Source organism: Nocardia sp. NPDC023733 (genome assembly GCF_040639775.1).
In the GTDB taxonomy this organism is placed as follows: domain Bacteria; phylum Actinomycetota; class Actinomycetes; order Mycobacteriales; family Mycobacteriaceae; genus Nocardia; species Nocardia rosealba.
Map to the genome: position 1 here is coordinate 198,431 of NZ_JBFAAN010000006.1, position 13,517 is coordinate 211,947.

Genomic DNA, 13,517 nt, shown 5'->3' on the forward strand with positions numbered 1-13,517 from the left:
GAGCGCTTACAGACTCCGAGAAGCAGCTACCCGAGAGTAATCGCCCGGAGTCGATCGAAAATACATTCTTTCGGTTTGTTATCACGGCTACGACAGTAATTACCGACCGGTAATCAATTCATTTACTGCGAGTTCGCATACACGTGCCGGAAAAACCAAAGGCTCGATTTGTATAACCCCCGGAAAGCGTGACATGTCAACGCAACGGCCGAAACCCGCCAGCACGCACCGCTGTCCGACGGTTGACTCGAAGTCCGGGAGGCCGATCCACACGGACTCCGAAACATCAAGGGAGAGAAGGTACTACGCATGTCCACTCGTTTCGCCGACCAGGTCGTCCTCGTCACCGGCGCCAGCTCCGGCGTCGGCAAGGCGGTGGCGCTGCGGGTCGCGGCCGAGGGTGCGGCCGTCGTACTCGGCGCCCGCGGCAAGGACCAGGGCGAGCAGGTCGCCGAGCAGATCCGGGCCGAGGGCGGGCGCGCACTGTTCGTGCCGACCGACGTCACCGTCGACGCCGATGTCGAGCGGCTCACCCAGGCCGCGCTCACCGAGTACGGCAGGCTCGACGCCGCCTTCAACAACGCGGGCGCGGTGAACGCCTTCGGGCCGGTCGCCGAGATCGGCGACGACGCCTGGCGCGCCGACCTGGAGCTGAACCTCACCGGCGTGTTCTACGGGCTGCGGCATCAGGTCCCCGCGATCATCGCCTCCGGCGGAGGCGCCATCCTGAACAACGCCTCCAACCTCGGCGTGGTGGGGATGGCCTCGGTGGCGCCCTATGTGGCGGCCAAGCACGGCGTGGTCGGGCTGACCAAGTCGGTGGCGCTGGAAACCGCGGCTGCCGGTGTGCGGGTGAACGCGCTGGTCTCCGGCGCGGTCGACACCCCGGCGTTCCGCGCGTCGATGGGCGCCACTCCCGAGGGAGAGGCGGCGATCGCGGCGCTGCACCCGATCGGGCGGATCGCGCAGCCCGCCGAGATCGCGGCGCTGTGCGCGTTCCTGCTCAGCGCCGAGGCATCGTTCGTCACGGGCGCCGCGGTGACCGTCGACGGTGGCTTCACCGCGCAGTGAGCACCACTCGGTGAGAACGACGAAGGCCCGCTACACCGCGCAGTCGGTGTAGCGGGCCTTCGGCTGTTCGCTCAGCCGCGAGCGAGCAGGCGCTTGATGCCGCCACTCGCCGCGCGCGGTGCGGCGGCCCCACCGGCCACCGCCTGCGGACGACGCGAACGCACCAGCTTGTCGAACTCGCCCGCATCACGTGCCGGGTCACGCAGCGCGCCCCGGTTGAAGTCGTCGGCGAGCTGCTGCACGGTTTCCTGTGCACAGGACTTGTTGGTGCCGATGAACCCGGTGGGACCACGCTTGATCCAGCCGGTCACATACGTCCCCGGCAAGACATCGCCACCGGGAGCGTCGAGCACCCGGCCCGCCTCGTTCGGGATCACGCCGCGCGCGTCGTCGAACGGCAGGTCCTTGGTCGGCACGCCTCGATAACCCACCGAGGTGAGCACGACGCCGGCTTCCAGGAGTTCGGTGTCGCCGGTCGGCACCGCGCTGGTGCGACCTTCGGCATCGGTGACCAGCTCGTTGCGCTCGACCCGCACGCCGGTCACCGTCTCGGCGCCGAGGATCTCCACGGGCGAGGACAGGTACCGGAACACGATGCGCTTGCGGTCACCGAACGGGCGCTGCGCCACGCTGTGCAGCAGACGCAGTTTCTGCTCCACCTTGTAGGGCAGATCCGGGGTCACCGGGGGCAGCTCGCCCTCGATCGCGATGTCGATGTCGGCGGCCAGCAGGCCCACGAACTCGGGCACCGTGAACGCCGACTCGGCCGGACCACGGCGGCCGAGCACGACCACCTCTTCGATCTTGCTCTCGCGCAACGCCTTCAAGGCGTAGGGCGCGATGTCGGTATCGGCGAGGGTGGCCGGGTCGACGGTCAGGATGCGGGCCACGTCGAGGGCGACGTTGCCGTTGCCCACGATCACGACGCGCTTCTGGTTCAGATCGAACTGATCCTCGGCATGGTCGGGGTGACCGTTGTACCAGGCGACGAAGTCGGTGGCCGACACGTTGCCGGGCAGCCCCTCACCGGGGATGTTCAGCTTGCGATCCGCCGACGCGCCGACCGCGTAGATCACCGCGTGGAAGTGCTCGAGCAGTTCGGCGTGGCTGATGTGCGTGCCGATCTCGACATCGAGGTAGGTGCCGAAATCGTCCTGCTTCGACATCACGTCGAACAGGTCGGCCACCTTGCGGGTGCGCTTGTGGTCGGGCGCGACGCCGAGGCGGGCCAAGCCGTAGGCCTGCGGCAACCGGTCGAACATGGTCACCGCCACCCGGGGCTGGGTCAGCAGCTCGTCGGCGGCGTACATCGCCGACGGTCCCGACCCGACGATGGCCACCCGCAGCGGCGAGCGCTCGGTGTCGATGGCGGGCGGCATCACCGGGGCGGCCAGCGTGGGACGCGAGCGCTGTACCCGGTAGAAGTCGGCGTTGATCTCGATGAAGGGCTTCTGCTCTTCGGTGAGTTTCTTCGAGGAGGTGATCGCGTCGACCGGGCACGCGGTGGCACAGGCGCCGCAGTCCACACACGCGGCCGGGTCGACGTAGAGCATCTCCGCCGTACGGAAGTCCGGCTCATCCGGAGTCGGATGAATGCAGTTCACCGGGCATGCGTAGACGCACGAGGCGTCGCTACAGCACGACTGGGTTACAACGTAGGGCATCTATTTATCGTCTCAGGCGGCGTGCTTCGCGGAGCGCTTGGGCTCGGAACGGTAGCGGCTCGACGGACCATCGATGCCGAGCAGCTTCCAGACCTTCTTGGCGACCGGGTTCATCAGACCGATCTCCTCGGCCAGGGCGCGCACGTCGATGAAGTAGTCCGCGAAGACCTGCTTGGCCTCCTTGGAGCCGTAGAACAGTTCCTTGCGGACCGCCTTGGGCATCTCGAACTGCTTGAAGAAGGTCTTCGGCGGGGTCGCGATGGCACGGCCCAGCACGAACATGACGATCGGCATGGCGATCGACAGCACGAACTTGTTGACCGCGGGCTGCGCGGGCACGTTCTTCTTCAGGAACTCGTGGGCGAAGGAGATGTGGCGAGCTTCCTCGGCCACGTGGATCGCCATCACGCCGCGCATGATCGGGTGGATGTCGTCACCCGAGCGCAGGATGTCCTTCTGGATGTGGTCGATCGGCTCTTCGCCGGCGAGCACGGCCATGAAGAAGAAGTTCGGGAACAGCGCACCGGCCGGGGCGGCCAGGTGGCGCAGCTGACGCACGAGCGGGTTCATGCCCGGCACGTCGGCGACGCGGTTCACCATCTCCTGGAACATCAGGGTGTGGTTGTGCTCTTCGATCATCTCGTGCGAGCAGTACCGGAATTCCGGATCGTTGTTCTTCAGATTGAAGATGTGCTGCATCATGCCGATGATCAGGATGGCCTCGAACTGCAGGCCGACCTTGGCGACATTGGCCTGGCGAACCTTGCCGATGGCGATCTTCTCGTCCAGCGGCAGAGCCTGGTACCAGGGGTGGCGACCGATCGGGTCGGCGGAGGTGACAAGCACCCAGCGCTCCGGCTTGTAGTCCGGATCGAATTCGGGGTTGTCCCAGTCGATGTCCTCGAACGGGTCGAAGTGGCGATTCACCGAAGCCTCGGACAGCATCAGCAACTTCTCGGCGTACGCCTGAGCCTCCGCGACTACAGGATCGACGTCAGGGTTGGTGGGCGCAGACATCGTCGTCACTGCCTCTCCTCAAGGGACGTTTACTGTTTCCAATAGTTACACCTACGAGTGGTCACGTCAACTCCGCGAACCCCTGGAATCCGGCCGGCGCGCGCGTCGACGCGGCGGCTGGACAAGCTACTCACCAGTAAAAACGCCCCTACCTGTGACACCGTGTCATGCACAGTCCGTGAGCCCACACGGTGAGATCGGGAAAATTCTTCGCGGAGGGGCGTGTCGCGGGACCGGCGGTACCGACTACCTGCGGCGATCCACGCAAGAACAAAGGCCCCGCGACAACTGTCGCGGGGCCTTCGCCTCGGTGATTCAGGAGTGCGGCAGGTCCGGAATCCGGGTGGCGCGGGCGTAGACGGTCTCGCCCTCGTTGAGCCGGAGGGCGGCCGCGTCACCGCGCGTCACCTGCGCGGCGAACTGATCGCCGGTCGCGGCATTGCGCAATTCGAGACGAACCTCGAAACCCAGCCGGACGATGCGTTCCACGGTGGCCCGGGTGACCCCGGCCGACTCGGCGGTGCCCTCGTGCTCGGCCAGCGCCATGCTCGGATCGCGCCCGATGCGGATGTCGTGCGGGCGGACCAGGTGACCGTTGAGCCGGGCGACCGCGCCGAGGAACGACATCACGAACTCGTTGGCCGGCCGGTCGTAGACCTCCTCGGGCGAACCGACCTGCTCGATGCGGCCCTTGTTCATCACCGCGATCCGGTCGGCCACGTCCAGGGCTTCCTCCTGGTCGTGGGTGACCAGCACGGTGGTCACGTGGACCTCGTCGTGCAGCCTGCGCAGCCACTGACGCAGATCGGTGCGCACCTTGGCATCGAGCGCGCCGAACGGCTCGTCGAGCAACAGCACCTGCGGGTCGACGGCCAGCGCGCGGGCCAGTGCCATGCGCTGACGCTGACCACCCGAGAGCTGCGCCGGATACCGGTGCTGGAAACCGTCGAGGCCGACGATGCCGAGCAGCTCGTCGACGCGCTTGTCGATCTCCTTCTTGGGCCGCTTGCGGATGGTCAGCCCGAAGGCGACGTTGTCGCGCACGGTCATGTGCTTGAACGCGGCGTAGTGCTGGAACACGAAGCCGATGTCGCGCTTCTGCGGCGGCACGTGGGTGACGTCGTTGCCCGCGATCACCACGACGCCCGAATCCAGATTCTCCAGGCCGGCGATCGAACGCAGCAGGGTGGACTTGCCCGAACCGGACGGGCCGAGCAGGGCGGTCAGCTCGCCGGAGGGGATGTCGATGCTGACGTCGTCGAGAGCGGCGAAGGAACCGTAGTTCTTGCGCGCGTTGGTCACGGTGATCATTCGGTGCCCCGCTTGCGTTCGAGAAGAGTCATCAGGAGGAGTACGACCAGCGCCATGCCCATCAGGAGGGTGGCCGCGCTGTAGGCGCCGAAGGTGTTGTGGTCGTTGATGTAGCGGCCGTGCACCAGCAGGGTCAGCGTCTGGGATTCGCCGGGCAGCGCGGTGGAGACCATGATGACCGCACCGAACTCACCGAGCGCGCGGGCGACGGTGAGCACGACACCGTAGGTCAGGCCCCAGCGGATGGCGGGCAGTGTGATGCGCCAGAACGTCTGCCAGCGCGACGCGCCGAGCGTGGCGGCCGCCTGTTCTTGATCGTCGCCGATCTCGTGCAGCACCGGCTCCACCTCACGCACCACGAACGGCAGCGTCACGAAGATGGTGGCGATGACCATGCCGGGCAGGCTGAAGATGACCTTGAAACCGAGCGTCTCCAGCCCGCCGAACCAGCCACCGGCACCCCAGAGCAGGATCAGCGAAACACCGACGACCACCGGCGACACCGCGAACGGCAGGTCGACGATGCCCTGCACCAGGCTGCGCCCGGGGAACTTGCTGCGCACCAGCGCCAGCGCGGTGACCACACCGAACACCACGTTCAGCGGAACGACGATGGCGACGATGACCATCGACAGCTGGAACGCCGACTGCGCGGCGGGCGTGGTGATCGACTCGAGGAACGCCCCGATCCCCCGCTCGAACGTGCGCCACAGGATGATGACCAGCGGCAGCACCAGCAGCACGGCCAGGTAGCCGAGCGCGACGGTACGCAACGACAGCCGGGTGAACGCGGACAGTCTCATCGGGCCGCCTCTTCCTTGCGCGCGGACCGTTCGGCCAGCAGCCGCAGCACGAGCAGGCTGACGAACGAGATCACCAGCAGCGCCACCGACACCGCGGCCGCGTTGATCGGCCGGTCGACTTCGATCTGCTGCTGGATGTACTGCGAGGTCATCTGGGTCTCGCGCGGGATGTTGCCACCGATCAGCACCACCGACCCGTACTCGCCGATCGCCCTGGCGAAGGCGAGGCCGCCACCGGAGATGATCGCGGGTGCGAGGGTGGGCAGCACGATCCGCCGGAAGGTGATCCAGTTGCTCGCGCCGAGCGACAGCGCCGCCTGCTCGACCTCCTTGTCGACCTCGATGAGCACCGGCTGCACCGAACGCACCACGAACGGCAGCGTCACGAAGGCGAGCGCGACCACGAGGCCCGGCTGGGAGGCGTTGAGATGGATGTCGATCGGGCTGTTCGGGCCGTAGAGCGAGAGCAGCACGATCGAGGCGACGATCGTGGGCAGCGCGAACGGCAGATCGATCAGCGCGTTGACGATCCCCTTGCCGGGGAATTCGTCGCGTACGAGCACCCAGGCGATGAGGGTGCCCATCAGCACGTTGATGACGGCGACGATCACCGAGACGCCGATGGTCACCTTCAGCGAGTCGAGCGCGGCGGGCGCGGTGACCGCGTCCCAGAATCCGCCCCAGCCGTCCTCGAACGAGCTGACCGTGAGCGCCGCGAGCGGCAGCAGCACGATGACGCTGAGCCACAGCACAGCCACACCGATGCCGACCGGGCCGACCGAGCCGGTCACGCGCAGCCACGGCAAGCGACGGCCTGCCGGGCGTATTTCGGGTTTCGTGGCACCGCCAGGATCGGGGGTTGCCCCGGTCCCGGCGTGCCCACTGCTGTCAGTCACAGTTGTCCAGTATCGCGTGTGCGCTGGGTCACGGCCTACTTGGTGGCCTGGTCGTAGATGACCGCGACCTTGCCGGTGCCCTGGGCGAACAGCTCCTTGTCGACCGTCTTCCAGCCGCCGAGGTCGTCGATGGTCCAGAGCTTGGTCGGCTGCGGGAAGTCGTCGGCGAACTCGGCGGCGACCTTCGGGTCGACCGGGCGGAAGCCTGCCTCGGCCCAGGCCTTCTGACCGGCCGGGGTGAACAGGAAGTCACGGAAAGCCAGCGCCTTGGCCTGGTTCTTGGCGTTCTTGAGCACCGCGACCGGGTTCTCGATCTTGAAGGTGGCCGGCGGGTTGACGTGCTCCACCGGGTCGCCGTTGCGCTCGGAGAAGATGGCCTCGTTCTCGTAGCTCAGCAGCACGTCACCGGTGCCCTGCAGGAAGGTCTCGGTGGCTTCGCGGCCCGACTTGGGCTGCACCTTCACGTGTTCGGGCGAGATCAGCTGCGTCAGGTAGTCCAGGCCCGCCTGCGGGTTCTTGCCGCCGTCGCTCTTGGCCGCGTAGGGCGCGAGCAGGTTCCACTTGGCCGAACCGGAGCTGAACGGGTTGGGGGTGACCACCTCGACGCCCGGCTTCACCAGGTCGTCCCAGTCCTTGATGCCCTTGGGGTTGCCCTTGCGCACCACCAGGGTCACCACCGAGCCGAACGGGATGCCCTTGCTCGCGTCGGCGTTCCAGTTCGATTCGACCAGACCCGCGTCGACCAGGCGGGTGATGTCGGGCTCGACCGAGAAGTTCACGATGTCGGCCTCGGCGCCGTCTTTGACCTTGCGCGACTGGTCACCCGAGGCGCCGTAGGAGGCCTGGACCTGGACGCCCTTGCCCGCCTCGGTCTTGTTGAACTCGGGCACGACCTTGTCGAAGCCCGGCTTGGGCACGGCGTAGGCGTAGAGGTTGATGGTGCCCGCGCTGCCGTCGGCGGCCGAGTCGCCGCCGGTGGAGTCGCTGGCGCCACCGCCGCAGGCCGACAGGGTGAGGGCAGCCACAGCGGTGAGGGCGACAGCGGCGACGCGACGGCGCGAGCCGAATCGGGTGATGCGAGACATCGGGGTGAACCTTTCGGAAAAAGCCGGCCGGACAACGGTTTTCGTTGGCGCGGGTTGATGCTTGTCGATCGGTAGACCTACCGGGCGAACAGTGCCGGGCAGTTGGCGCGACTCGGGCTCCAGGCCCCCGGGGTGACGGACGACACCTGCGAAAGGAAAGCGCGCGCCAGTCTACTGGGAGGAAACGCGCAGGAGTGTCCGGTGGCCGATCAACGACAGAGGATATCGGCGACAGCGAGGTTGCCGACAGCGATCAACGCCAGTTCATGGCGGATCTGCGGAGCGACACTCGATGACACAGGCGAACTGTAGCAGATTTGTGCATGATGGTTCGAATCGACGAGAGTTCAACAACGAGGGGGGATTTCAGCCATGACCATGGCTCCTGACCGGGTACGGACCAGTTTTCCGGAGATCAGCACGCGCACCTGGGAGCACCCGGCCGACCGCACCGCACTGGTGACCCTGCGGTCGCTGAGCGGGTTCGACACCGTGCTGCGCGCGCTGTCGAGTCTGCTGCGGGAACGTCAGCACCGGTTGCTCTACCTGGCCACCGCGGTACGGGTCGACGATCGCCAGTTCCGCACCCTGCACCAGTTGCGCGCCGACTGCGTGGGCGTGCTCGACGCGCAGGTCACCCCGGAGATGTTCGTGCTGCAGGACCCGTCGGTGAACGCCTTCACCATCGGGATGGACAAGCCCTTCATCGTGCTCACCACCGGCCTGCTCGAGCTGATGGACACCGAGGAGCTGCGGTTCGTCATCGGGCACGAACTCGGGCACGCGCTGTCCGGGCACGCCGTGTACCGCACGATGCTGATGCATTTGATGCGGTTGTCGGCCTCGGTGGGCTGGATGCCGGTGGGTGGCTGGGCGCTGCGCGCGATCGTCGCGGCGCTGATGGAGTGGAGCCGCAAGTCCGAACTGTCCGGCGACCGCGCGGGGCTGCTGTGCTGTCAGGACGTGGACGCCTCGGTGCGTGTGCACATGAAGACGGCGGGCGGCGCCTGGCTGAAGGAGATGAACCACGGCGCCTTCCTCGACCAGGCCGACGACTACCTGCGTTCGGGTGACCTGCGCGACGGGGTGCTCAAGCTGCTCAACCTGGAGTTGCAGTCGCATCCGTTCTCGGTGCTGCGCGCGGCCGAACTGCGCCGCTGGATCCAGTCCGGCGAATACGACCGGGTGCTCTCGGGCACTTATCCCCGACGCGAGCAGGATCGCAACGCGCGCATCAGCGACGAGGTGAAGGAGGCGGCCCGCCACTATCGCGAGTCGTTCGACCAGTCCGAGGACATGCTGGTGCGCACCGTGCGCGATCTGGGGCGCGATGTGGGATCGGCGGTGAACACCGTCGGCCAGGAAGTCGGCCGCACCGTCGCCGACCTGGGCAAACGTTTCGACGACTGGCGAAAGAACTGATCCGGACGACCGGTGTGCGCTATTCGCGCGCGCCGGTCACCTGGTGAAGAACCAGGCGATGACGACCAGGACGAGCAGGGCGACGAGGGCGAGCTGAACGCGCGAACGTGGCATCAGCGGGCCCCGCTGCCGACCGTCGGGCGCGCCGGAGCGGGCGCCGGGACAGGCGCGAGCTCGGGACGGTCGTCGCGGCCGAGCGCACGGAAGATCGCACGCAGGGCGCGGTCGAGGCCGTAGGCGATGGCGAAGCTGATCGGGACCATGCCGACCAGCACGACGAGGAATTGGGGAATGAACGGCAGCCCGGCCACCCACAGTTCGAAGCCGTCCCACCATCCTGCGATCCGTTGCACGACGACCACCCTAGTCGGTCGTCGTGAACACCCCTCACGACCGGGCGGTTTATCCGGTGCGGTGGACGCGGGCCGACATCGCACAGATCATGGGGTATGCCCTCTTCTCACGAAGACAGCCTGCCGATTCTGACGCCGGTGCTCTCGAGTGGTCGACGAGGCGCCTTCCCACCGATCGACGACTACGCCTTTCTGTCCGACTGTGAGACCAACTGCCTGATCGCCAGCAGCGGCTCGGTGGAGTGGATGTGTGTGCCGCGGCCGGACTCGCCGAGCGTGTTCGGCGCGGTTCTCGATCGTGCCGCCGGCCATTTCCGGATCGGTCCGTACGGCGTGCACGTGCCCGCCGCGCGGCGTTATCTGCCGGGCGGGATGATCCTGGAGACGACCTGGCAGACCGAGACCGGCTGGATGATCGTGCGCGACGCGCTGGTCCTCGGCCCCTGGCACAACACCACCTCGCGTTCGCGCAGCTTCCGCCGCACCCCGATGGACTGGGACGCCGAGCACATCCTGCTGCGGACGGTGAAGTGTGTGAGCGGCACGGTGGAACTGGAGATGAGCTGCGAGCCGTCGTTCGACTACCACCGCGACGGTGCGCGCTGGGAGTACACCGGCAAGGTGTACGAGCAGGCCACCGCGTCGTGCGCCGCCGACGACACCTGCCCGAGTCTGACACTCACCACCGATCTGCGGCTCGGGTTGGAGGGTCGCGAGGCGCGGGCGCGGACCAGGCTCAGCGAGGGCGACAACAGATTCGTCGCGCTCACCTGGTCGGAACTGCCCGCGCCCGCCACCTTCGACGAGGCGGCCGACAAGATGTGGACCACGGCCGAATGCTGGCGCCGCTGGATCACCCTCGGCGATTTCCCCGACCACCCGTGGCGCAACTATCTGCAGCGCAGCGCACTGACCCTCAAGGGCCTCACCTACGCCCCCACCGGCGCCCTGCTCGCCGCGCCGACCACGTCGCTGCCGGAAACACCTGGTGGCGAACGCAATTGGGACTACCGCTACACCTGGGTGCGTGACTCGAGTTTCGCGCTGTGGGGCTTGTACACCCTCGGTCTCGACCACGAGGCCGACGACTTCTTCAACTTCCTCAACGACGTGACCACCGGCGACAACGGCGACGCCGTCCCGCTGCAGGTGCTCTACGGTATCGGCGGCGAACGCCACCTCACCGAGGAAACGTTGCCCGAGCTGTCGGGTTACGACTACTCCCAGCCGGTCCGTATCGGCAACGCCGCCTACGACCAGGACCAGCACGACATCTGGGGCACCATGCTCGACGCGGTGTACCTGCACATGAAATCGCGCCAGCAGGTGCCGGACTCGTTGTGGCCCATGCTCGAACGCACGGTGAACGCGGCGATCAACCACTGGCGTGAACCCGATCGCGGCATCTGGGAGGTGCGCGGCGAACCGCAGCATTTCACCGCGTCGAAAGTGATGTGCTGGGTGGCGCTCGACCGTGGCGCCCGGCTGGCGCAGCTGCACGGCAAGCACACCCATGCGACGCGCTGGTTCGAGATCGCCGAGGAGATCCGCGAGGACGTCCTGGCCCACGGCGTCGATGCCGACGGGGTGTTCACGCAGACCTACGGCGGCACCACCCTCGACGCCTCCCTGCTGCTGATCGTGCTCACCCGGTTCCTGCCCGCCGAGGACCCGCGCGTGCGGGCAACGGTGCTTGCCATCGCCGACCGGCTCACCGTGTCCGGGCTGGTCCTGCGCTATGACACCGACACCACCGACGACGGCTTGTCCGGCGAGGAGGGCACCTTCACGATCTGCTCGTTCTGGCTGGTGTCGGCGCTGGTGGAGATCGGTGAGCTCGAACGCGCCACTCACCTGTGCGAACGGCTGCTCGGCTTGGCCAGTCCGCTCCGGCTCTACGCCGAGGAGATCGACCCGCGCACGGGCAGGCACCTGGGCAACTACCCACAGGCGTTCACCCACCTGGCGCTCATCAACGCGGTGACCCACGTGATCCGGGCCGAGGACTCACGCCAGGCCGGACAGTTCCAGCCCGCGCACAGCCCGGCGCATCACCAGGCGAGTCAGTAGGCGAGTTTCTCGGCGCGTGCCCGCAGGGCGGCCACCGTGCGCAGTCCCGCGTCGATCTCGGTGAGGCGCAGCTCGCGGTGGTCGCCGTAGCGCAGCCCGGTCTCCTCGGCGGCGCGCAATGCCTCCTCGGCGGTGCGCGACACCTCGGCGGCGATCTCGGTGTAGTGGTCGCGCAGCACCCGCTGCAGCGTGCGCAGCCGGTTGCGGGACTCCTTGCCCACCTGGAAGATCACGTCGTCGGCGAGCCGGGCGACGGCCACCTTGGCCTCGGCCTGCCTGCGCTGCTTGCGGTTTCGCCGGTCGTCCCACAGCGCGTTCACACCGAGCAGTACACCCGCGCCCGCCGAGTACCAGTTCACCAGCGACATACCGAGCAGGCTGGTGGCGAGACCCACCATCAGGATGCCGCCGTAGGAGCCACGCAGGGCGGACAGGAACTGCTGTCCCACACCGGCTTTGGCGCTCTCCAACGGTTCCAGCGGTTGCACCGGTTCGAGCACCTCGCCCGGATTGGTGAGCCGCAGTTCCGGCAGCGGCGGGGTGCGGTTGTCGGGCGGGAATTTCGCGGCCACCTGCTCGGACAGCTCGACGGCACGGTAGTGCGCCATCACGAAGTTCTCCTCGACCGCCTCACAGATCCGCGCGTCGAGCTCGGTGGCGAAATCGGCCCACTTGCGAGCCGGGTCGATCCGCGAGATCTCGGCCTCGGCCTCCCGGACCAGGCTGCGCAGGCGATGACGCAGGTCGTGTTCGATATCGGCGCCGAGTTCGGCGCTGCCGTCGACCAGGGTGACCTGCCAGGTGGCGGTGCGCTGCCGCAGCTGATCGGCTTCGGTGCGGGCGGCGGCCAAGCGCTGCGTGATCTCGGCGCGGCGGCGCGGGTCGCGCAGGGTGTCGGCCTCGGCGCGCAGGGTGACGGTGAGCTGATCGGTGACCAGCGCGATATCGCGCACCGCCGCCGTCACCGCGACCGAATCGGCGCGGGCGACCACGAATTCGCGCAGGTGATCGATGAGCTGGGGCACGCCGGATTCGATATCGCGCTGCTGGTCACGGGTCTCGCCCGCTTGGCGGTGCAGCACCGCCGACACGGGGGCGACGGCGAAGTTCAGGCCCGCCTCGTCGAGCAGGGCCCGGTTGCGGCGCTGGGTGAGCGACCAGTGCGGGTTGCGATCGATCTTGGTGAGCACACACACCACCGACGGGCAGACCCGTTCGACGCGACGTAGATAGTCCAGCTGGGCCGGGGTGAGTTCGGCGGCCGAATCGGTGGCGTAGAGGACCACGTCGGCGGCGGCGATCATCGACCAGGCCGCCTTGTCGTGGGTGGTCGAGCCCGGTGCGTCCATCACCACGAGACCGTCGGCGAGCAGGGGGCTCGGTTCGGCGAATTCGGCGCGCACGACGCCGAGCGAGATCAGCGCCGGGCCGGGGTCGAGCGGGTCCACCGGCACGCGCTCCATCCGGCCGCGCGGGTCCGACTTCACCAGCGTCGCGGTCGGTGTCCGGCCGTATTCGACGATCACCGGCACGCTCGGCTTGCCGTCGGTGGCGCTGACCGGGGTGCCGACCATGCTGTTGACCAGGGTGCTCATCCCGGCACCCGGTTCGCCGACGACGACCATGCGCACCCGGGGATCGGTGAGCCTTGCCCGCACCATGCCGAGGCGGGCATCGAGGTCGTCGCGCCCGCCGGAGCGGACCAGGTCCCGCAGTTCGTCGACGAGCGAGACCACCGGTGCCATCGCGTCCGGGTGCTTCACCGTCGCGGTCTGCAGTCCGGTCGCGGCAGACAACCTGTTCCTCACTCTCGTTGCATGGGCCC

The 13,517-nt window shown here is 67.7% G+C and carries 12 protein-coding genes; 3 read left to right on the top strand and 9 right to left on the bottom strand.

All coding sequences use genetic code 11. The annotated features are described in order from the left end of the window. Window positions 1-309: 309 nt before the first annotated feature. Entirely contained in the window at window positions 310-1,071 is a 762-nt protein-coding gene (locus AB0F86_RS23105; protein ID WP_181698366.1) for a glucose 1-dehydrogenase, read from the top strand. Between the two features lie 71 nt (window positions 1,072-1,142). Here AB0F86_RS23105 and AB0F86_RS23110 read toward each other — a convergent pair whose 3' ends face one another. From AB0F86_RS23110 to AB0F86_RS23140, 7 genes are all read right to left on the bottom strand, one after another. After that, window positions 1,143-2,735, bottom strand: coding sequence for an FAD-dependent oxidoreductase (locus tag AB0F86_RS23110; protein ID WP_356985138.1), 1,593 nt, complete (start codon window positions 2,733-2,735; stop codon window positions 1,143-1,145). 12 nt (window positions 2,736-2,747) lie between these two features. Next, window positions 2,748-3,752 carry a diiron oxygenase gene (locus AB0F86_RS23115; protein ID WP_067486652.1) on the bottom strand — a complete coding sequence of 335 codons (1,005 nt, stop codon included), beginning with the start codon at window positions 3,750-3,752 and terminating at the stop codon, window positions 2,748-2,750. Window positions 3,753-4,067: 315 nt separating this feature from the next. Further along, complete coding sequence (locus tag AB0F86_RS23120; protein ID WP_181698364.1) at window positions 4,068-5,063, bottom strand: sulfate ABC transporter ATP-binding protein; 996 nt, start codon at window positions 5,061-5,063, stop codon at window positions 4,068-4,070. Then, window positions 5,060-5,866, bottom strand: coding sequence for a sulfate ABC transporter permease subunit CysW (gene cysW / locus AB0F86_RS23125; protein WP_356985139.1), 807 nt, complete (start codon window positions 5,864-5,866; stop codon window positions 5,060-5,062). The genes AB0F86_RS23120 and cysW overlap by 4 nt, the downstream gene beginning before the upstream one ends. Next, on the bottom strand, window positions 5,863-6,672 hold the full coding sequence (gene cysT / locus AB0F86_RS23130) for a sulfate ABC transporter permease subunit CysT (protein ID WP_181698399.1): 810 nt from the start codon (window positions 6,670-6,672) through the stop codon (window positions 5,863-5,865). The genes cysW and cysT overlap by 4 nt, the downstream gene beginning before the upstream one ends. Window positions 6,673-6,797: 125 nt before the next feature. After that, the gene (locus AB0F86_RS23135; protein ID WP_356985140.1) at window positions 6,798-7,847 is read right to left on the bottom strand and encodes a sulfate ABC transporter substrate-binding protein; all 1,050 of its coding nucleotides are present in this window, start codon (window positions 7,845-7,847) and stop codon (window positions 6,798-6,800) included. Window positions 7,848-8,056: 209 nt separating this feature from the next. Next, window positions 8,057-8,146 carry an Ms4533A family Cys-rich leader peptide gene (locus tag AB0F86_RS23140; protein ID WP_019045829.1) on the bottom strand — a complete coding sequence of 30 codons (90 nt, stop codon included), beginning with the start codon at window positions 8,144-8,146 and terminating at the stop codon, window positions 8,057-8,059. 73 nt (window positions 8,147-8,219) lie between these two features. Here AB0F86_RS23140 and AB0F86_RS23145 point away from each other — a divergent pair, with 73 nt between their 5' ends. Further along, window positions 8,220-9,269 carry a M48 family metallopeptidase gene (locus tag AB0F86_RS23145; protein WP_181698362.1) on the top strand — a complete coding sequence of 350 codons (1,050 nt, stop codon included), beginning with the start codon at window positions 8,220-8,222 and terminating at the stop codon, window positions 9,267-9,269. Window positions 9,270-9,382: 113 nt separating this feature from the next. Here AB0F86_RS23145 and AB0F86_RS23150 read toward each other — a convergent pair whose 3' ends face one another. Further along, complete coding sequence (locus AB0F86_RS23150; RefSeq protein WP_067642389.1) at window positions 9,383-9,622, bottom strand: hypothetical protein; 240 nt, start codon at window positions 9,620-9,622, stop codon at window positions 9,383-9,385. Window positions 9,623-9,718: 96 nt separating this feature from the next. Here AB0F86_RS23150 and AB0F86_RS23155 point away from each other — a divergent pair, with 96 nt between their 5' ends. Beyond that, on the top strand, window positions 9,719-11,692 hold the full coding sequence (locus tag AB0F86_RS23155) for a glycoside hydrolase family 15 protein (protein ID WP_181698360.1): 1,974 nt from the start codon (window positions 9,719-9,721) through the stop codon (window positions 11,690-11,692). Here AB0F86_RS23155 and AB0F86_RS23160 read toward each other — a convergent pair. Beyond that, window positions 11,686-13,488, bottom strand: a complete 1,803-nt coding sequence (locus tag AB0F86_RS23160; RefSeq protein WP_181698359.1) for a GTPase — start codon at window positions 13,486-13,488, stop codon at window positions 11,686-11,688. The genes AB0F86_RS23155 and AB0F86_RS23160 overlap by 7 nt on opposite strands. Window positions 13,489-13,517: the final 29 nt, after the last annotated feature.

Bases quoted from the DNA above. Each gene is read 5' to 3' on its own strand.
- AB0F86_RS23105 (WP_181698366.1), top strand. From the start codon at position 310: ATGTCCACTCGTTTCGCCGACCAGGTCGTCCTCGTCACCGGCGCCAGC.
- AB0F86_RS23110 (WP_356985138.1), bottom strand. From the start codon at position 2,735: ATGCCCTACGTTGTAACCCAGTCGTGCTGTAGCGACGCCTCGTGCGTC.
- AB0F86_RS23115 (WP_067486652.1), bottom strand. From the start codon at position 3,752: ATGTCTGCGCCCACCAACCCTGACGTCGATCCTGTAGTCGCGGAGGCT.
- AB0F86_RS23120 (WP_181698364.1), bottom strand. From the start codon at position 5,063: ATGATCACCGTGACCAACGCGCGCAAGAACTACGGTTCCTTCGCCGCT.
- cysW (WP_356985139.1), bottom strand. From the start codon at position 5,866: ATGAGACTGTCCGCGTTCACCCGGCTGTCGTTGCGTACCGTCGCGCTC.
- AB0F86_RS23135 (WP_356985140.1), bottom strand. From the start codon at position 7,847: ATGTCTCGCATCACCCGATTCGGCTCGCGCCGTCGCGTCGCCGCTGTC.
- AB0F86_RS23145 (WP_181698362.1), top strand. From the start codon at position 8,220: ATGACCATGGCTCCTGACCGGGTACGGACCAGTTTTCCGGAGATCAGC.
- AB0F86_RS23155 (WP_181698360.1), top strand. From the start codon at position 9,719: ATGCCCTCTTCTCACGAAGACAGCCTGCCGATTCTGACGCCGGTGCTC.